Source organism: Streptomyces sp. NBC_01426, assembly GCF_036231985.1.
Taxonomy (GTDB): domain Bacteria; phylum Actinomycetota; class Actinomycetes; order Streptomycetales; family Streptomycetaceae; genus Streptomyces.
In genome coordinates this window covers 2,911,236-2,929,813 of the sequence record NZ_CP109500.1, presented here as the reverse complement: position 1 = coordinate 2,929,813, position 18,578 = coordinate 2,911,236, and the positions used below count along the sequence as shown (strand labels likewise).

Genomic DNA, 18,578 nt, shown 5'->3' with positions numbered 1-18,578 from the left:
GGAGCCGACGGCAATGGTCCGACAACACCACCCAGCGTAGACACCCCGCCCGCTTCCGGGCTCGGTGCTCCGCCGACTCCTGGGCTGCGGCAGGATGGACATCACCTGGTAGGTACGCGTCACGGCGCGTCCCTACTGAAGACAACCGCTGGAGACGCCTGGTGAGTTCCCCGGATCCGCAGCTTTCGGACAAGCACAGCCGCGCGCCGCAGGACGCCGAAGACAGCCCTGAGCACGGTGACAGCGCCCCTGGCGTTCGCCAGACGCGAAACGAGCCCGGCCCCCGCCGACACAACCCCGTGATCGCCGTGACGGGTGCCGCGTCGGGCGTCGGCGCCGCCCTGGTGGCCCGCCTCGTCGAATCCGACGAGGTCAAGCAGGTCGTCGCGATCGACGAGCGGCGCGGCGACTGCGCCGCCGCGCAGTGGCACGTCCTGGACGTACGGGACCCCGCGATCGCCGAGAAGCTGCGCGGCGCGGACGTCGTCGTCCACCTTGCCCTCGACCTCGACCTGGAAACGGACCCGGCGGCCCGCACCGCCTACAACGTGCGCGGAACCCAGACCGTCCTGACGGCCGCCGCCGCGGCCGGGGTGCACCGGGTCGTGCTGTGCACCTCCGCCATGGTCTACGGGGCGCTCCCGGACAACGACATCCCGCTGACCGAGGACGCCGAGCTGCGGGCCACCGCCGAGGCCACCGGCGTCGGCGACCTGCTGGAGATCGAGCGGCTCGGCCGCCGGGCCCCCCGCGCGCACCCCGGGCTGAACGTCACCGTGGTGCGCCCCGCGGTCCTGGTCGGAGGCACCGACACGGCGCTGACCCGGTACTTCGAGTCCCCGCGTCTGCTCGTGGTCGCGGGATCCCGGCCCACCTGGCAGTTCTGCCACGTCGAGGACCTGGTCAGCGCCCTGGAGTACGCGGCGCTGGAGAAGGTCGAGGGCGAGCTGGCGGTCGGCTGCGAGGGCTGGCTGGAGCAGGAGGAGGTCGAGGAGCTGAGCGGCATCCGCCGCATGGAGCTGCCCTCGGCGGTCGCCCTGGGCGCCGCGGCCCGACTCCACCGGATCGGCCTGACGCCGTCCCCGGCCGGTGACCTCGCCTACACGATGCACCCGTGGGTGGTCAGCGTCAGCGGGCTGCACGCGGCCGGCTGGCGGCCCCGCTGGACCAACGAGGAAGTGCTCGCCGAACTGCTCCAGGAGGTCGCGGGCCGGCACACCGTCGCGGGCCGTCGCCTGGGCCGCAAGGACGCCGCCACGGCCGCCGGCGCCGCCGGCGCGACCGTCGCCCTCCTCGGCGCGGCCGCCGCGGTCCGCCGCGCCCGCAAGCGCCGGGGGATCTGAGCAGCCGGGCCGACGCGCGCCCCGCCCCGGCCCGGGGCGGGCGCTCGGCACCGGTCGAGAGCGGGCCGGGCCGTGCTTCCTGTAGGAGGCTCCATACGGGCGGGTCGTACAGCCGGTCGAATCGGCTCTACCGCGATCCGAAAACCGTGGTGCACGATGGCTGTATGGCTCCGCACTTCGACCACCCCGGCGAGCAGGCCGCTCCGGACCCGATCCGCCTGCTCGAAATCCGTGAGACCCCGCTCTCGATCGACGAGGTCTTCCAGGCCGTCGGCGACGACGCGACGGGCGGCACGACCCTCTTCGTCGGCACCGTGCGCAACCACGACAGCGGAGCGGACGTGGACTCCCTCGGCTACTCCTGCCACCCGACGGCGGAAGCCGAGATGCGCCGCGTCGCCGAGCGCGTCGTGGCCAAGTTCCCGGTCCGCGCCCTCGCGGCCGTCCACCGCGTGGGCGACCTGTCCGTGGGCGACCTCGCGGTCGTCGTCGCCGTGTCCTGCCCGCACCGCGGCGAGGCCTTCGAGGCCTGCCGGATGCTGATCGACGACCTCAAGCACGAGGTGCCGATCTGGAAGCACCAGACGTTCGCGGACGGCACCGAGGAGTGGGTCGGCGCCTGCTGAGCCCTCCCGTGCGAGCCCACACCCCCCGGTACACCCCCGGCGGCGGGGCCGCCACCGCCAGGGGGTAACCTCGCACCCGTTCGGCCGCGCAACACGCCCCCGATTTGCGTAACCCCTTTCCGGGCACGAGCGTTGAAGCCACCAACGACACGTACTTTCGGGGCAGGGAGGCACGTCCATGGCGTCATTGGCGTGGTTGCTGATTCCGCTGTTCGCCGCCATCGGAGCGGCGATATGGGGCAGCTGGGCGGCTCGCGACCGGACATCCGGCGACATATCCGAGCTGGCCGGCTACGCGAGATTCCGCGAGGTCATGGACAAGACCGACCACACCAGGACGAAGGCGGAGGCGCACTCCGGTTCCGACGCCGTCTGAGGCGTCCCGCGAGTCCCTGAGAATCGCCTGAGAGTTCCCGCGCACGACCCCGTACGGCCCGGCCCCACGGGCCGCCTGCCAGGGGCGTCCCGTACTGTCGATCCATGCCACGCCGCACCGCGACGATGCTCGCCTCCACCCTCGTCCTGTTCGCGCTGCTCTGCGCAGGGGTGTTCCTGAAGGTCCCGTACTCCGAGATGAGCCCGGGCCCCACGGTGAACACGCTCGGGGACTCGCGCGGCGAGCCGGTGCTCAGCATCTCGGGGCACAAGACCCACCCCACCAGCGGCCACCTCAACATGACGACCGTCCGGGTCACCGGCGCGGACTACGACATGAACCTGCTGGAAGCGGCGTACGGGTGGCTGTCCGGCGACAACATCGTGGTGCCGCACGAGAACCTCTACCCGAACGGGAAGACGGAGAAGCAGTCCACGCAGGAGAACGCCGAGGAGTTCAGCCAGTCCCAGGAGAGCGCCAAGGTCGCGGCGCTCAAGCAGCTGAAGATCCCGGTCACCCCGCACGTCATCGTGTCCTCCGTGGTCAAGGGCGGCCCCGCCGAGGGCAGCCTGCACGCCGGCGACGTGATCAAGTCCGTGGACGGCACCCCCGTGGCCGAGGCCGCCGACGTGGCCAGGCTCGTCACCAAGCACAAGGTCGGGGAGCCCGTCGAGTTCGTCGTCGTCCCCGCGAAGGAGATGGCGGAGGCGGAGAAGGGCAACCGCGAGCCCGGCGCCACCGCCAAGATCAAGGTCACCACGGGCAAGGCCGAGGACGACGGTCACGCCATCGTCGGGATCCGGGCCGGGATCGACCACACCTTCCCGTTCCCCATCGACATCAACCTCGCCGACGTCGGCGGCCCGAGCGCCGGTCTCATGTTCGCGCTCGGCATCGTCGACAAGCTGACCCCCGAGAACCTGACCGGCGGGAAGTTCGTCGCCGGCACCGGCACCATCGACGACGACGGCAAGGTCGGCCCGATCGGCGGCATCCAGATGAAGACCATCGGCGCCCGCCAGGCCGGCGCCGAGTACTTCCTGACCCCGGCCGACAACTGCGCCGCTGCCTCCTCCCACGTGCCCGACGGGCTCACGCTGGTGAAGGTGTCCACCATCGACGACGCCGCCAAGGCGCTGGAGAAGATCTCCAAGGGGGAGACGGCAGGGCTGCCGCAGTGCGGCAAGCCCTGACCGGCCCCCGAAGAACCCCGCGAGCGACGATCCGGTCCGGCACGGGCCGGTCCGGGTCCGGTCAGTCCAGGAAGGTCGCGGCCAGCGCCTCGGCCAGCCCCGGCACCAGGGTCGCGCCCGTCAGCACCTCGGTCGACGAGTCCTTCTCGCGCAGCCGAACGGCCGACTCCCGCGACCCGTCCCGCAGGACACCCACGGTCAGCCGCACCTCCTGCCGGTCCGGATGCCCGGCGACCCACTTGGCCAGCTGCTTGTCGCCGAGCCCCTCCGGGACGGAGGCCTCCGCCGACGGCGGCAGCATCAAACGCTCCACGGTCAGCGCGCAGCCGACGATCGCGGCGGGCCAGGCGATGGTCCCCAGGAACTTGTCCAGCGGGGTCCCCGCCGGCACCTGGTCCTGTTCGATCGGGGTGAGCTGGCTCTTGCCCGCGTCGTCCTGGTCGAGGCCCAGCTGACGGGCGAGGCCCGGCTCCTGCTTGCGCAGCTTGGCGGTGTCGACCAGGGCGAACAGCCGGGCCGGCTTGTCCCAGCCGAGGGTGGAGGCGTACTCGTCGATCTCGAGGACGGCGCGCGTCAGCGGGGAGGCGGCCATCGGGGTGCCGGCGGAAGGAGAAAGGTTGGACATGGACAACATCCTGCCTCCTTTCCACCCGATACCGGGAACTGACTAAAGCCTCAGTAAGTTGCATGAGTGGGCTCTACGATCGGGGGCCCCGTTGATGACCAGACCCAGCGACTTTCAGAGGTGCGCACCTTGGCTTTCCAGATGCCGGACCGCGGCGGAGGCCCTTCCGGGCCACGGATGAGAGTCGGCCGCCCGTCCCGGCGTGCCCGGACTCTATTGATGACCTTGGGCGTCCTGGCCGTCCTGGCCATGTTGTTCATCATGTTCGCGGGCTTCTGGACCGACTGGCTCTGGTTCCGGTCCGTCAAGTACTCCACGGTCTTCACCACCACGCTGTGGACCAAGGTCGGCCTCTTCGCCGTCTTCGGCCTGCTGATGGCGGGTGCCGTCGGGTTCAACATCTGGCTGGCCCACCGGCTGCGGCCGCCGCTCAGCGCGATGTCGATGGAGCAGCAGAGCCTCGACCGCTACCGCATGAGCGTCGCCCCGTACAAGAAGTGGCTGCTCCTGGGCATCGCCGCCATCGTCGGCCTCATCGCCGGCGCCTCGGCGGCCGGCCAGTGGAAGACCTGGCTCATGTACGTGAACGGGGTGCCCTTCGGACAGAAGGACCCCCAGTTCGGCCTGGACGTGTCGTTCTACACCTTCGACCTGCCCTGGTACCGCTTCCTGCTCGGCTTCGGCTTCGCCGCGATCGTCCTGTCGGTGATCGCCGCCGCCGTCGTGCACTACCTGTACGGCGGACTGCGCGTCACCAGCCCCGGCGCCCGGGCCACCGCCGCGGCCACCGGGCACCTGTCGGTGCTGCTCGGCCTCTTCGTGACGTTCAAGGCGATCGCGTACTGGCTCGACCGGTACGGCCTCGCCGTGAAGTCCAGCGACTTCAAGGCCGCCGACAACTGGACCGGCCTGCGCTACGTCGACGCCAACGCGTACCTGCCGGCCAAGACGATCCTCGTCGCCATCGCCGCGATCTGCGCGGTCCTGTTCTTCGCCACCCTGTGGCGCCGGACCTGGCAGCTTCCGGTCATCGGCTTCGGCCTGATGGTCCTCTCGGCGATCCTGATCGGCGGGCTGTACCCGGCGATCGTGCAGAAGTTCCAGGTCCAGCCGAACGAGCAGGCCAAGGAATCGCCGTACGTCCAGAAGAACATCAAGGCGACGCGCGACGCCTACGGGATCGCCCAGTCCGAGGTCAAGGACTACCCGGGCGTACCGCAGACCGAGGACAAGACCAAGCTGCGCCAGACCGCGGACACCACGGCCAGCGTCCGTCTCCTCGACCCGAACATCGTCTCGCCGGCCTTCCAGCAGCTCCAGCAGGTCAAGGGCTACTACGGCTTCCCGTCCACGCTCGCCGTGGACCGGTACAACGGCCAGGACACGGTCATCGGCCTGCGCGAGCTGAACATCGGCGGCATCCCGAAGAACAACTGGATCAACGACCACTTCAAGTACACCCACGGCTACGGCGTCGTCGCGGCCAAGGGCACCACCGTCGGTGACCAGGGCGCCCCCGACTTCACCCAGTCCGACCTGCCCTCGAAGGGCATGTTCGGCACGGACTTCGAGCAGCGCATCTACTACGGCGAGATGACGAAGCAGTACTCGATCGTCGGCGGACCGCAGAAGGAGCTCGACTACTCGGACGACAAGGGCGAGAAGGAGACGAGCTACAAGGGCGACTCCGGGGTCAATCTCGACAACCCGGTCAACCGGGCGGCCTACGCGCTCTCCTTCAACGAGCCGCAGATCCTGTACTCCGGGGCCATCGGCGAGGGCTCGCGGATCCTGTACCACCGCACGCCCAAGGAGCGCGTCGAGGCCGTCGCGCCGTGGCTGACCATCGACGGGGCGCCGTACCCGGCGGTCGTCGACGGCCGGATCAAGTGGATCGTCGACGCCTACACGACGACCAACGGCTACCCGTACGCCTCGCGCACCACGCTGGGCCAGAGCACCGCGGACTCGCTGACCAACAGCCAGCGCGCGGTGGTCGCCCAGGAGAACCAGGTCAACTACATCCGCAACTCGGTGAAGGCGACCGTCGACGCGTACGACGGCACGGTCGACCTGTACCAGTGGGACAAGGAAGACCCGGTCCTCAAGACCTGGATGAAGGCGTTCCCGGGCACGGTCAAGGCCAAGAGCGAGATCCCCAAGGCGCTCATGGACCACCTGCGCTACCCGCAGGACCTCTTCAAGGTCCAGCGCGAGCTGCTCACCCGCTACCACGTCACGGACCCGCAGACCTTCCTCAGCGGCAGTGAGGCCTGGGCCGTCCCGGACGACCCGACCGTCAAGGCGGGCACGGCGCTTCCGCCGTACTACCTGTCGATGAAGATGCCGGACCAGAAGGAGAAGGATCAGGTCTTCTCGCTCACCACGACGTTCACGCCGAACGAGCGCGACAACCTGAGCGCCTACATGGCGGTCAACGCCGATCCGGGCACCCCGGACTACGGCAAGATCAGAATCCTGAAGCTGCCGACCAGCAAGCCGGTCGACGGCCCCAAGCAGGTACAGAGCAAGTTCCAGTCCGAACCGAAGATCGCCGAGTCGATCCGCCTGCTGCGCGGTGGTGACTCCGAGGTCGAGTACGGAAACCTGCTCGCGGTGCCGCTCGACGGCGGAATGCTCTACGTGGAGCCGGTGTACGTCCGCAGTTCCGGGCTGAAGTACCCGCTGCTGCGCAAGGTGCTGGTGACCTACGGCGGCCAGACGGCCTTCGAGGACACGCTGGAGAAGGCACTGAACGTGGTCTTCGGGGCCGAGGCGCCGACCGTGCCCGTGACCCCGGAGAAGCCGCCGGGCGAAGGCACCGTCACCCCGCCGACCGCCCAGGACCCGACGGTCAAGGCGGCGCTGTCGGACGCGCAGAAGGCCATCGAGGCGGCCGAGAAGGCCCGCCAGTCCGGTGACTGGACGGCGTTCGGCAAGGCGCAGGAGGACATCAAGGCGGCGCTTCAGCGGGCGATCGACGCCGAGGCGAAGCTCACGGCCCCCAAGTCCGGAGGCTGACGATCACTTGGTAATGGCTCCGTCCCGCGTCGTGCTACTGTGGTTTTACCGACGCGGGGTGGAGCAGCTCGGTAGCTCGCTGGGCTCATAACCCAGAGGTCGCAGGTTCAAATCCTGTCCCCGCTACTGAAAACGAAGGCCCGGATCCCATGGGATCCGGGCCTTCGTCGTGTCCGCGAAGGGGCGCGGACATGACGCGTGACGAACGCGTGACGGACACGGGGTCGCTGGGGCGGGTGAGTTGGGGCAGGAGCGTGTTTGACTTGTCTCTCTGTGGGCATGTCGACAAAACGCTGTAGTGACCTCACTGGCTGCGACATACCAGGTGTACGCGGGTAGCAGGTGATGCGACGATGGGATTTATGGGGGACAGGTCAACTCTGCTGGAGACAGGGCGGTTTGTGAGGGCGGAGGCCGAGCCGGGCACGGGAGCCGTTGAGGCGGCTCGCACCGTTAACGCGCAGACCGCACTGACCGATGCGGATTTCGCGGACGAAGCCTTCGGCGAAGCCGACGTGGCCAGTGACGCCGAGCTCGAAGCCCGGCACCGGGTGGCCGCAGACAAGGGCGACCCCGGCGCCATGAGCGTGCTCGGGGCGCTGCTGCTGCGCCGCGGCGACCTCGCCGGGGCCGAGCCCTACCTGCGCGGAGCCACCGGCGAGGGCGACCGGGCCGCCGCCAACAACCTCGGCGTGCTGCTGCACCAGCGGGGCTACCCCGAGGAGGCCGCCGGCTGGTGGCGCGTCGCCGCCGTGGCCGGATCCGCACCCGCCGCGCACGCCCTCGGCCGCTACTACCGGGAGCGGGGCGACGAGCCCGCCGCCGAGTACTGGCTGCGCCAAGCGGCGGAATCCGGTCATGCCCTGGGCGCGTACGGACTGGCCGACCTGCTGGAGCACCGCGGGGACCGCGGCGTCGAGCGCTGGTTCCGTGCGGCCGCCGAGCAGGGGCACCGCGAAGCCGCGTACCGACTGGCGCGACACCTGCGCAAGGGCGACCCCGCCGAGGCCGAGCAGTGGTACCGGCAGGCCGCCGCGCGCGGACACCGCCGGGCCGCCCTGCACCTGGGCGCGCTGCTGGAGGCGCGCGGGGAACTCAAGGAGGCCGGGCGCTGGTACCTGACCTCCGCCAAGCAGGGCGAGGCCCGGGCCGCCTGCGCCCTGGGGTTCCTGCTGCGCGACGCCGGTGACGAGGACAGCGCGGCCGTGTGGTGGAACCGTGCCGCCCAGGACGGAGACGGCAACGCCGCCAACGCGCTGGGCGCGCTGCACGCCGCGCGCGGCGAGACCCAGACGGCCGAGAAGTGGTACCGGGCCGCCATGGACGCGGGCGACCAGAACGGGGCGTACAACCTCGCTTTGCTGTGCGCCGCGCAGGAGCGGACCGCGCAGGCCGAGCAGTGGTACCGGCGCGCGGCGTACGCGGGCCACCGCGAGGCGGCCAACGCGCTCGCCATCCTGCTGTTGCAGGGCGGCGACACCGAGGGCGCCGAGCCGTGGTTCTCCAAGGCGGCGGAGGCGGGCAGCGTGGACGCCGCCTTCAACCTGGGCATCCTCTTCGCCGGTCGGGACGAGGACCGCACGGCGCTGAAGTGGTACGAGCGGGCCGCGTCGGCGGGACACACCGACGCCGCGCTCCAGGTCGGCATCGCCCTCGTGCGGGACGGCGAGGAGCGGGCCGCCGAACGTCACCTGCGCTGCGCGGCGGGCGGCGGCAGCGCGGAGGCCGCCTTCCGGCTGGCCTCGCTGCTGGAGTCGCTGGCCCCGCCGCCGGAGCCGCCGGCCCTCGGCGAGTCCGCGGGCGGCGCCGCGCGCACCGAGAGCGAGGAGTGGTACGAGCGGGCCGCCGAGCACGGGCACCGGCGGGCGCAGGTGCGCGTCGGGATGCTGGCCGCCGCGCGGGGTGACCTGCCGATGGCGGCGCGGTGGTACCGGGAGGCGGCCGAGGCCGGCTCCCGCAACGGGGCCTTCAACCTGGGGCTGTTGCTGGCGCGGGAGGGCAACGAGCCGGAGGCGGCGCTGTGGTGGACGCGGGCGGCCGTGTCCGGACACGGCCGGGCCGCGCTGCGGCTGGGACTGCTGGCCGCGCGTCAGGGCGACCTGACGGAGGGGCAGAAGTGGTGCGTGCGGGCCATGGAGCTGGGGCCGGCGGAGGTCTCGGAACGGGCCGCCAGGCTGCGGGACGCGCTGGCGGAGGAACTCTCGGCCTGACCCGGGACGGCCGAGAGGCGCCGCTCGGGGGTCAGCGGTAGAGCCATGACGTCGAGCGCGCGTACGCGTGGCGGAAGAACAGGGGCATCAGGGCGTCGTTGACACGGCGTTGCAGGGTGCCGGGGGTCTTGGAGTCGCGGTTCGCGCCGGCCGACCTGCTCATGCGGGCGGTCCGGGGGCGACGCAGGCGGGTGTACGCGTCGAGGGCGGAGCGGACCGAGGGGGCCGAGGCCACGCACCCGGCCAGGGCCACCGCGTCCTCGACGGCCATCGAGGCGCCCTGCCCCGCGCCCACCGGGTGCGCCGCGTCCCCGATCAGCACCGTGCGGCCGTCGTGCCAGACGGGGACCTCCGCCATCCGGTGCATCGGCATCGCGCGATCGACCCGTACGGCGGACGCGAGCATCAGCGACGGCCCGGCCTCCCCGGCGTACAGCTCCGCGAGCAGCGGCAGGGGCACCTCGGCGCTCTCCGGGGGCTCCGGCGAGGCCACCTGGGCCGACCACCACACCGAGCCGTCCGACGCCGGGACGTACAGGAACGCCCCGCGCCGCCCGAACACCATGTGGTAGGTGTCGGGATCGAGGTCCGGGCCCCGCGAGACCCCCGACACGCTGTAGAGCCCCGCGTACTCCGGGACCGGTGCCGTCGCCGACAGGGCCGGGCGGGACGCGGACCAGATCCCGTCCGCCGCGACCACCAGGTCCCCGTCCACGTCCGCGGCGCGGACCCGCTCGCCCGTGACGATCCGGGCCCCGGCGCTCACCGCCTCCGCCCGCAGGACCTCCACCAGCCGCCCGCGCAGCAGGGTCGTGCTGTGCAGCGTGTCGGAGGCCGGCCGGCCCCGGGGGACCTCGCCGAGGAGCTTCCCGGAGGCCGACCACATCCGCTGGTGCGCCACCTGGAAACCGGCGGCGCGGACCGCGGGGAGGCAGCCGAGGGACTCCAGGGCGCGCTGCCCGTTGACGGCCAGGCTCAGGAACGACCCGACCCGACCCGCCGGGTCCTCGTAGGCCTCGTACACGGTGACCTCGGCGCCGGTGCGCCGGCGCAGGGCGATCGCGCTCGCCGCGCCGGCCACTCCGCCACCGATGACTGAGATGCGCATGACTGTGCCCTTCTCGCTGAATCTGCATTCACTGAATAATGATTCGGTGAAACTCGATTCAGTATGATGACGGCGCAACGACGGCGTCAAGCGGCAAGGGGATCCCGGTGGGAGTGCGCAAGGAGCGGGCGGCCGGCACGGAGGCGGCGCTCAAGGAGGCGGCCCGAGGGCTGTTCCTGGAGCGGGGCTACGCGCAGACGAAGATCACCGACATCACCAGGGCGGCGGGACGCTCCACCGGCGCGTTCTACGAGCACTTCGCCGGCAAGGAGGAACTGCTCCAGGCGCTGCTCGCGGACATGGGGGACCAGGTCGACGCGGCCGTGGGGGCCGAGGACCATCCGCGGGAGCACGATCTCGCCGATCCCGCACAGCTCCGTACGCACGTCGCCGTCAGCTGGGGGGTCTTCCGGGACCACCTGCCCGTCGTCGTGGCCCTCTTCCAGAAGTCCATGGCCGAGCCCCCGGCGGCGGGGCGGGCCTGGGAGCGGCTGACGCGGGAGACGGACCCGCTGCGTCGGCACCTGGAGTACATGCGCGAGCAGGGCCGCCCGCTGCCCGGAGACCCCGGTCTGGTCGCGGCGGCCATGGGGTCGATGATCTCGATGCTCGGCTACGCGGCGATGACCGCAGAGGTCCCGATCGACGACGACGAGGTGGTCGACACCCTCACCGCTCTCCTGCTGCGAGGACTGGCCGGTTAACGGATTTGCATCTGCCGGGGGCCCTCCCGTAAAGTCAGGTTTACCGACGCGGGGTGGAGCAGCTCGGTAGCTCGCTGGGCTCATAACCCAGAGGTCGCAGGTTCAAATCCTGTCCCCGCTACTGAAGACCGAAGGCCCGGATCCCCTGGATCCGGGCCTTCGGTCGTTTCCGGACCGTTCCCGGATGGAAAGCACGCCACGAGAAGGGCCCGGAAGCATCGCGCTTCCGGGCCCTTCGTGTCGTTCGTGGCGGGGGTCAGGCGACCGCGCAGTTCGGGCAGACCCCTCGGTACGTGACCTCGACGGCGGAGACCGTGAAGCCGAAGCGTTCGCCGTCGGGCAGGTCGGCCAGCGGGTCGCCGGCCGGGTGGACGTCGCGGATCGCGCCGCAGCGGGCGCACACCAGGTGGTGGTGCGGCTGGTGCGCGTTCGGGTCGTACCGCTTGGCGCGGCGATCCGTGGACACCTCCAGGACCTCGCCGAGGGACACGAGCTCGCCCAAGGTGTTGTAGACGGTCGCCCGGGAGATCTCCGGCAGCCTGGTCACGGCACGCGCGTGCACCTCGTCTGCCGTCAGGTGAACGTGGTCACCGTCGAGCACCTCGGCCACGACACGCCGCTGTGCGGTCATGCGCCATCCGCGTCCGCGGAGTCGTTGCAGCAGGTCACTCATGGACGCCAGCCTAACAGCGAGGGGACTCCGTGTAACTCCCGAACGAGTGCGAGATTGGATGCTTACTTGACTTAGACAAAGTCCATCATAGGATCGAGTACGGCACGGCCCGAGGTCGGGTCGAGGGCAGGACGAGGCAGGAATGACGCAGGAGGCGCACGTGACGCAGGGACCGCTCACCACGGAGGCCGGAGCTCCGGTCGCCGACAACCAGAACAGCGAGACCGCCGGCATCGGCGGCCCCGTCCTGGTCCAGGACCAGCTCCTGCTGGAGAAGCTCGCGCACTTCAACCGCGAGCGGATCCCGGAGCGCGTGGTGCACGCCCGCGGCGCCGGCGCCTACGGCACCTTCACGCTCACCCGCGACGTCTCGCAGTGGACCCGGGCGAAGTTCCTGTCCGAGGTCGGCAAGGAGACCGAGACGTTCCTGCGCTTCTCCACCGTCGCGGGCAACCTCGGCAGCGCCGACGCGGTGCGCGACCCCCGCGGCTGGGCGCTGAAGTTCTACACCGAAGAGGGCAACTACGACCTCGTCGGCAACAACACCCCGGTGTTCTTCATCAAGGACGCCATCAAGTTCCCCGACTTCATCCACACCCAGAAGCGCGACCCGTACACGGGCTCGCAGGAAGCCGACAACGTGTGGGACTTCTGGGGCCTGAGCCCCGAGTCGACCCACCAGGTCACCTGGCTCTTCGGCGACCGCGGCATCCCGGCGTCCTACCGCCACATGAACGGCTTCGGCTCGCACACGTTCCAGTGGAACAACGAGGCCGGCGAGGTCTTCTGGGTCAAGTACCACTTCAAGACCGACCAGGGCATCAAGAACCTCACCCAGGACGAGGCCAACCGGCTCGCCGGCGAGGACCCCGACTCGCACCAGCGCGACCTGCGCGAGGCCATCGAGCGCGGCGACTTCCCGTCCTGGACCGTGCAGGTCCAGATCATGCCCGCGGCCGAGGCGGCCGGGTACCGCTTCAACCCGTTCGACCTCACCAAGGTGTGGCCGCACGCGGACTACCCGCTGATCGAGATCGGCAAGCTGGAGCTCAACCGCAACCCGGAGAACGTCTTCGCCGAGGTCGAGCAGAGCATCTTCAGCCCGGCCCACTTCGTCCCCGGCATAGGTCCCTCCCCGGACAAGATGCTCCAGGGCCGTCTCTTCGGCTACGGCGACGCCCACCGCTACCGCGTCGGCATCAACGCCGACCACCTGCCGGTGAACCGCCCGCACGCCACCGAGGCGCGCACCCACTCCCGCGACGGCCACCTGTACGACGGTCGCCACAAGGGCGCGAAGAACTACGAGCCGAACAGCTTCGGCGGCCCGCACCAGATCGACCGCCCGCTGTGGCAGTCGGTTCCCCTCACGGGCGGCACGGGCAACCACCCGGCCGCGGTGCACAGCGAGGACAACGACTTCGTCCAGGCCGGCAACCTCTACCGCCTCTACTCGGAGGACGAGAAGACCCGGCTGATCGAGAACCTGTCCGGGTTCATCGCGAAGGTCTCGCGCGAGGACATCGTCGAGCGCGCGATCAACAACTTCCGCCAGGCGGACGGCGACTTCGGCAAGCGGCTGGAAGCCGCGGTCCAGGCCCTTCGCGGCTGACGCACCGCTTGTCGTGGCGAAAGACGGGCCGGCGCTCCCTCGGGAGGGCCGGCCCGTCGGCGTACCGCCGAAGAGCCCGGGCCGACGCGGCCCCGCCCCCTGGACCTACGCCGGTACGGCGCTGCGGCGGACCGGCGCCCAGCAGCGGATGACGTCACGGACGGACACGATGCCCACGGGGCCGCCGTCCTCCAGCACGATCAGATGCCGGAAACCGCCGTGCGCCATGGCCTCGGCGGCCTCCTGCACGGTTGCCTCCGGGGTGCAGAACACGACGTTGTTGGTGGTGTGCGCACCCACGGACTCACGGTCGGGATCGTGTCCCGCGCCGATCGAGTTGAGGATGTCGCGCTCGGTCAGGATGCCGATTCCACTGTGCTCGGGGTCGAGTACGACGGCCGCGCCCACGCGTCGGCCGGACATCAGGCAGGCCGCCTGACGGAGGGAGTGCGCGGGTCCGAGGGTGAGGATCACGGTGCTCATGGCGTCACGGACGAGCATGAAGGGAGCCACCTCCTGGTGATCCCCTGCTCGGGTGGGTGCGCGAGGCGAAGGCCGTGCGGTCGCACTTCGAGAAGCCCTTCACAAGCGCACAAGCGGGGGGACCCTCAGATTCCCACGAACACGGAGGGTCATCAAGAGGGCGCGTTCCGCACGCGCGGGCGCATCCGCCGGCACGGGACGCGCCCGGACCTCGTTCGCGTGGGCCCCCGGGAGTCCGGGACCCGGCCACCCGCACCCCGGCGCCTTGAGTCAGGCGCGCGGACGCAGGTGCGTCAGCATCTCCGCGTGGAGCAGCCCGTTCGAGGCGGCGGCGTTCCCGCCGTGCACGCCCTCGACCCCGTCCAGATCGGTGAAGCGGCCGCCCGCCTCCTCCACCACGACCGCCAGGGCGGCCATGTCCCACAGGCTCAGCTCCGGCTCCGCGCACAGGTCGAGCGAACCCTCCGCGACCATCATGTAGGGCCAGAAGTCGCCGTAGCCGCGGGTGCGCCAGCAGGCGCGCGACAGGTCCAGGAAGCCGGGCAGCCGGCCCTGGTCCTCCCAGCCGCTCAGCGAGGAGTAGGCGAAGGAGGCGTCGTCCAGGGTCGCGACCTTCGACACCCCGAGCCGCGTGGTCTCTCCCAGGGCGCCGCCCGCGAAGGCGCCACCGCCCTGCGCGGCCCACCAGCGGCGGCCCAGCGCCGGTGCGGAGACCACGCCGACCACGGGACGGAAGGCGCCGTCGGCGTCGTCGGGGTCCTGCGCCATCAGGGAGATCAGGGTCGCCCAGACCGGAACCCCGCGCACGTAGTTCTTGGTGCCGTCGATGGGGTCCACGACCCAACGGCGCGGCCCCTCGCCCTGGAGCCCGTACTCCTCGCCCAGGATCGCGTCGCCGGGGCGGGCGGCCAGGATCCCGGCCCGGACGATCTCCTCGGCGGCCTTGTCGGCCTCGCTCACCGGGGTCATGTCCGGCTTCGTCTCGACCAGCAGGTCGAGGGCTCGGAACCGCTGCATCGTGGCGGCGTCCGCCGCGTCGGCGAGTTCAAGGGCAAGGCGGAGGTCATCGTCATACTCGGGCATGGTCGAACAGTAGCGAGACTGTCGCGGCCCGGCGAACGCCGTCCACGGTACGGCCGAGACGCGCCCTTGACAGGATCTGTCGACCCGTCAACTCTGGCCGGAGAGCCAATCGGGTGAGCCAATCGGGGGAGGCGTCGATGCCGGCGGCCCGGGAATCCTTGCTGGAAGCGGCCGGAGCGGCGCTGTCCGCGCGCCCCTGGCCCGCCGTGCGGATGGTCGACGTGGCGGCCGCCGCCGGGGTGTCCCGACAGACCCTCTACAACGAGTTCGGCGGCAAGGCCGGCCTGGGCCGGGCCCTGGTCCGCCGCGAGGCCGACTGGTACCTCGACGGCGTGGACCGGACCCTGGCCGCCCAGGCGGGCACCGCCGACCGGCTCGCGGGAGTGGCCGAGTGGACCGTACGGGCCGCCCGCGCGCGCCCCCTGGTCCAGGCCCTGCTGACCGGCTCGTGGAACGGGAACCTGCCCGCGCCGCCCGGACGCGGGTCCCGACCGGGCGTCCCCGCGCTCGGCCCCGGCGAACTGATCCGCGCGGTCCGCGACCGGGCGTCCGCCGCGCTCACGCCGGAAACGGCGGGGCGGTGCGAACTCGTCGTACGGCTCGCACTGTCCTACGTGATCGCCCCGGGGGAGGAGTCGGGCACCGGGGAACTGCTGCGCCTGGTCAGTGCGCCGAACCGGACAGCTGAAGCCCGATGACGCCGAGGATGACCAGCGAGATCGAGACGAGCTTGAGGGTGGACACCAGGTCGCCCAGGAAGACCATGCCGTAGATCGCGGTCCCGGCCGCCCCGATGCCCGTCCACACCGCGTACGCCGGACCCACGTCGAGCTTCTTCAGCGCGAGCGTCAGCAGGCCGAAGCTGCCGAGCGCGAAACAGGCGAAGGCGATCGTCGGCCACAGACGGGTGAAACCGTGGGACAGCTTGAGACACACCGCGAAGCCCGTCTCCAGGAACCCGGCGACCACGACCAGCAGCCACGCCATGGCGTACGCCTCCCCGCGTCATGTGACATCGCGTCACTTGGTGCGAACAAGCATTTATCCCGACCGGTGCTCCCACAAACCCGGCCCGCCGCCGGACGGCCGGGCCGCCGACCGGCTCAGTCGCCCTCGCGGCGCTCCCGCGTCTCCAGCAGCCGGCGCAGCGAGTACAGCCGCGCCGGGTCCGCGTGGCCGTCCTCCACCCACTTGTCGAGCGCGCAGTCCGGCTCGTCGTGGCTGCACGCGCGCGGACACCCCTCGGTACCGGGCACCAGTTCCGGGAAGGCCAGGATCACCCGGGACGGGTCCACGTGGTGCAGACCGAACGAGCGCACGCCCGGGGTGTCGATCACCCAGCCGTCGCCCGAGGGCAGCGGCAGCGCCAGCGCCGAGGTGGTGGTGTGCCGGCCGCGGCCGGTCACCGCGTTCACGTGGCCGGTGGCGCGCCGCCGGTCCGCCGCGACGAGCGAGTTGACCAGGGTGGTCTTGCCGACGCCCGAGTGGCCGACGAAGGCCGTGATCCGGCCGTTCAGACGCTCGCGCACCCGCTCCGCCGCGTCGCCCGTCGCCAGCTCCTCGCGGTTGGTGACCACGTAGTTCAGGCCGAACGTCGAGTAGATCTCCAGGATCTTGTCGGCGGACGTCAGGTCGGACTTGGTGAGCACCAGCAGCGGCTCCAGCCCGGCGTCGTACGCGGCCACCAGGCAGCGGTCGATCATCCGGGGCCGCGGCTCCGGATCGGCCAGCGCCGTGACGATGGCCAGCTGGTCCGCGTTCGCGACGACCACCCGCTCGTACGGGTCGTCGTCGTCCGCGGTGCGCCGCAGGACGGACCTGCGCTCCTCGATCCGCACGATCCGGGCGAGGGTGTCCTTCTTGCCGGACAGGTCACCGACGATCCAGACCTTGTCGCCGACCACCGCCGCCTTGCGGCCGAGCTCGCGGGCCTTCATCGCGTGCACCGCGCGGTCCTCGACCAGGCAGGTCAGCCGGCCGCGGTCCACGGTCAGGACGAAGCCCTCCGAGGCGTCCTCGTGCTTGGGGCGGATGGTCGTACGCGGCCGATTGCCCTTGCGGTTCGGGCGGGAGCGGATGTCGTCCTCGTCGGTGTTCTTGCCGTACCTGCGCATGACGGGCCCTACGCTCCCGTTCCCGCGAGCATGTCTGTCCACATCTTGGGGAAGTCCGGCAGGGTCTTCGCGGTCGTCGCCACGTTCTCGATCAGCACGCCCTCCACCGCCAGACCGATCACGGCGCCCGCGGTGGCCATCCGGTGGTCGTCGTACGTGTGGAAGACACCGCCGTGCAGCGGGCGCGGGCGGATGTGCAGACCGTCGGCGGTCTCGGTGACGTCGCCGCCCAGCCCGTTGATCTCGGCGGTCAGCGCGGCCAGCCGGTCCGTCTCGTGCAGCCGCAGGTGCCGGACACCGCGCAGGACCGACTCGGAGTCGGCCAGCGCGGCCACCGCCGCGATGCCCGGGGTCAGCTCGCCGACCTCGCCCAGGTCCACGTCGATGCCGTGGATCTTCCCGGTGCCGGTGAAGACCAGACCCGCGTCGGTGAGCTCGCAGGAACCGCCCATCTCCGTGAAGATGCGGCGCAGCGCGTCACCGGGCTGAGTGGTGCGGCGCGGCCAGTCGGGGATGGTGACCGTGCCACCGGTGATCAGCGCCGCCGCCATGAAGGGCTGCGCGTTGGACAGGTCGGGCTCCACCACCATGTCGCGGCCCAGGAGCGCGCCGGGCGCGACCCGCCACACGTCCTTCTCGCCGCCGGCCTCCGGGGTGTCCACCTGGGCGCCCGCCGCGCGCAGCATCTCCACCGTCATCCGGATGTGCGGCATCGACGGCAGCGTCGAACCGACGTGCCGGACCTCGACGCCCTGGTTGAACCGCGGCGCGGACAGCAGCAGCGCGGAGACGAACTGGGAGGAGTTGGAGGCGTCGATCTCGACCGTGCCGCCCTCCAGGGCCCCGCCGCCCTGGACGGTCAGGGGCAGCGCGCCCCGGCCGTCGTCGTCGATGCGGGCCCCGAGGACGCGCAGCGCGTTGATGACCTCGCCCAGCGGGCGCTCGTAGGAACGCGGGTCGCCGTCGAAGCGGATGTCGCCGCCGGCCAGGGTGGCCACGGGCGGCAGGAAGCGCATGACCGTGCCCGCGTTGCCGACGTCGACGGTGGCCGGGCCGTGCAGCGCGGCCGGGATGACCCGCCACGCCTCGCCGCTGTCACCGTCGGCGGAGCTGGAGGAGATGGTCTCCTCGATGCCGACGCCCATCGCGCGCAGGGCGTCCGACATCAGCTGCGAGTCGCGCGAGCGCAGCGGGCGGCGCACCCAGCCCGGCTCGGAGGCGAGCGCGGCGAGCACCAGGGCCCGGTTGGTGACCGATTTGGAACCCGGCACGGTGACGGTGGCGTGGACGGTGCCGTCCGCGAGCGGAGCGGGCCAGAGGGCGTGGAGCGCGGGGGTCTCGGTCATGGCCTCCACTTTAGTGGCTCCACCCGTACCCGGATCTTGATCGCCGGCCGGTCGTCGTCCC

Annotated in this window: 17 protein-coding genes and 2 tRNA genes; 11 read left to right on the top strand and 8 right to left on the bottom strand. The window is 71.3% G+C overall.

Annotation, left to right across the window (positions count from 1 at the left end; all coding sequences use genetic code 11):
- Positions 1 to 161 precede the first annotated feature (161 nt).
- The 4 genes from OG906_RS12650 (at position 162) to OG906_RS12635 (ending at position 3,538) form a co-directional block, all read left to right on the top strand.
- Entirely contained in the window at positions 162 to 1,343 is a 1,182-nt protein-coding gene (locus OG906_RS12650) for an SDR family oxidoreductase (protein WP_329442546.1), read from the top strand.
- 164 nt (positions 1,344 to 1,507) lie between these two features.
- Complete coding sequence (locus OG906_RS12645; protein ID WP_053676397.1) at positions 1,508 to 1,969, top strand: molybdenum cofactor biosynthesis protein MoaE; 462 nt, start codon at positions 1,508 to 1,510, stop codon at positions 1,967 to 1,969.
- Between the two features lie 178 nt (positions 1,970 to 2,147).
- Complete coding sequence (locus OG906_RS12640) at positions 2,148 to 2,345, top strand: hypothetical protein (RefSeq protein ID WP_053676398.1); 198 nt, start codon at positions 2,148 to 2,150, stop codon at positions 2,343 to 2,345.
- A 104-nt stretch (positions 2,346 to 2,449) separates the two neighbouring features.
- The gene (locus tag OG906_RS12635; protein ID WP_329442543.1) at positions 2,450 to 3,538 is read left to right on the top strand and encodes a YlbL family protein; all 1,089 of its coding nucleotides are present in this window, start codon (positions 2,450 to 2,452) and stop codon (positions 3,536 to 3,538) included.
- Between the two features lie 61 nt (positions 3,539 to 3,599).
- Here the strand turns inward: OG906_RS12635 and OG906_RS12630 are convergent, their stop codons facing one another.
- Positions 3,600 to 4,172, bottom strand: a complete 573-nt coding sequence (locus OG906_RS12630; RefSeq protein WP_267797072.1) for a PPA1309 family protein — start codon at positions 4,170 to 4,172, stop codon at positions 3,600 to 3,602.
- A 132-nt stretch (positions 4,173 to 4,304) separates the two neighbouring features.
- Here OG906_RS12630 and OG906_RS12625 point away from each other — a divergent pair, with 132 nt between their 5' ends.
- From OG906_RS12625 to OG906_RS12615, 3 genes are all read left to right on the top strand, one after another.
- Positions 4,305 to 7,184: a UPF0182 family membrane protein gene (locus OG906_RS12625; protein ID WP_267797160.1), complete on the top strand. Its 2,880-nt coding sequence runs from the start codon at positions 4,305 to 4,307 to the stop codon at positions 7,182 to 7,184.
- 52 nt (positions 7,185 to 7,236) lie between these two features.
- Positions 7,237 to 7,310 (top strand) — tRNA-Met (locus tag OG906_RS12620).
- 236 nt (positions 7,311 to 7,546) lie between these two features.
- Entirely contained in the window at positions 7,547 to 9,394 is a 1,848-nt protein-coding gene (locus OG906_RS12615; protein ID WP_443067375.1) for a tetratricopeptide repeat protein, read from the top strand.
- Positions 9,395 to 9,425: 31 nt separating this feature from the next.
- Here the strand turns inward: OG906_RS12615 and OG906_RS12610 are convergent, their stop codons facing one another.
- Positions 9,426 to 10,502: an NAD(P)/FAD-dependent oxidoreductase gene (locus OG906_RS12610; RefSeq protein WP_329442537.1), complete on the bottom strand. Its 1,077-nt coding sequence runs from the start codon at positions 10,500 to 10,502 to the stop codon at positions 9,426 to 9,428.
- A gap of 107 nt (positions 10,503 to 10,609) precedes the next feature.
- Here OG906_RS12610 and OG906_RS12605 point away from each other — a divergent pair, with 107 nt between their 5' ends.
- Both OG906_RS12605 and OG906_RS12600 read left to right on the top strand, forming a co-directional pair.
- On the top strand, positions 10,610 to 11,206 hold the full coding sequence (locus tag OG906_RS12605; RefSeq protein ID WP_329442535.1) for a TetR/AcrR family transcriptional regulator: 597 nt from the start codon (positions 10,610 to 10,612) through the stop codon (positions 11,204 to 11,206).
- 47 nt (positions 11,207 to 11,253) lie between these two features.
- A tRNA-Met gene (locus tag OG906_RS12600) sits at positions 11,254 to 11,327 on the top strand.
- Between the two features lie 135 nt (positions 11,328 to 11,462).
- Here the strand turns inward: OG906_RS12600 and OG906_RS12595 are convergent.
- Positions 11,463 to 11,879 (bottom strand): Fur family transcriptional regulator, encoded by a 417-nt coding sequence (locus OG906_RS12595; protein WP_267797076.1) that lies wholly within the window; start codon positions 11,877 to 11,879, stop codon positions 11,463 to 11,465.
- A gap of 142 nt (positions 11,880 to 12,021) precedes the next feature.
- Here OG906_RS12595 and OG906_RS12590 point away from each other — a divergent pair, with 142 nt between their 5' ends.
- Complete coding sequence (locus OG906_RS12590) at positions 12,022 to 13,491, top strand: catalase (RefSeq protein ID WP_324289556.1); 1,470 nt, start codon at positions 12,022 to 12,024, stop codon at positions 13,489 to 13,491.
- A 105-nt stretch (positions 13,492 to 13,596) separates the two neighbouring features.
- Here OG906_RS12590 and OG906_RS12585 read toward each other — a convergent pair whose 3' ends face one another.
- Together OG906_RS12585 and hisN are read right to left on the bottom strand one after the other, a co-directional pair.
- Positions 13,597 to 13,992 carry a CBS domain-containing protein gene (locus OG906_RS12585; RefSeq protein ID WP_267797078.1) on the bottom strand — a complete coding sequence of 132 codons (396 nt, stop codon included), beginning with the start codon at positions 13,990 to 13,992 and terminating at the stop codon, positions 13,597 to 13,599.
- Between the two features lie 252 nt (positions 13,993 to 14,244).
- Positions 14,245 to 15,057: a histidinol-phosphatase gene (hisN, locus tag OG906_RS12580; RefSeq protein ID WP_329442532.1), complete on the bottom strand. Its 813-nt coding sequence runs from the start codon at positions 15,055 to 15,057 to the stop codon at positions 14,245 to 14,247.
- A gap of 137 nt (positions 15,058 to 15,194) precedes the next feature.
- Here hisN and OG906_RS12575 point away from each other — a divergent pair, with 137 nt between their 5' ends.
- Positions 15,195 to 15,755 carry a TetR/AcrR family transcriptional regulator gene (locus tag OG906_RS12575; RefSeq protein ID WP_329448009.1) on the top strand — a complete coding sequence of 187 codons (561 nt, stop codon included), beginning with the start codon at positions 15,195 to 15,197 and terminating at the stop codon, positions 15,753 to 15,755.
- Here the strand turns inward: OG906_RS12575 and OG906_RS12570 are convergent.
- The 3 genes from OG906_RS12570 to aroA form a co-directional block, all read right to left on the bottom strand.
- On the bottom strand, positions 15,721 to 16,044 hold the full coding sequence (locus OG906_RS12570) for a DMT family transporter (protein WP_073911826.1): 324 nt from the start codon (positions 16,042 to 16,044) through the stop codon (positions 15,721 to 15,723). The two genes, OG906_RS12575 and OG906_RS12570, sit on opposite strands and share 35 nt — an antisense overlap.
- A gap of 116 nt (positions 16,045 to 16,160) precedes the next feature.
- Positions 16,161 to 17,171, bottom strand: a complete 1,011-nt coding sequence (gene rsgA / locus OG906_RS12565) for a ribosome small subunit-dependent GTPase A (protein ID WP_053676409.1) — start codon at positions 17,169 to 17,171, stop codon at positions 16,161 to 16,163.
- A gap of 8 nt (positions 17,172 to 17,179) precedes the next feature.
- Positions 17,180 to 18,517, bottom strand: coding sequence for a 3-phosphoshikimate 1-carboxyvinyltransferase (gene aroA, locus OG906_RS12560; RefSeq protein WP_329442529.1), 1,338 nt, complete (start codon positions 18,515 to 18,517; stop codon positions 17,180 to 17,182).
- Positions 18,518 to 18,578: the final 61 nt, after the last annotated feature.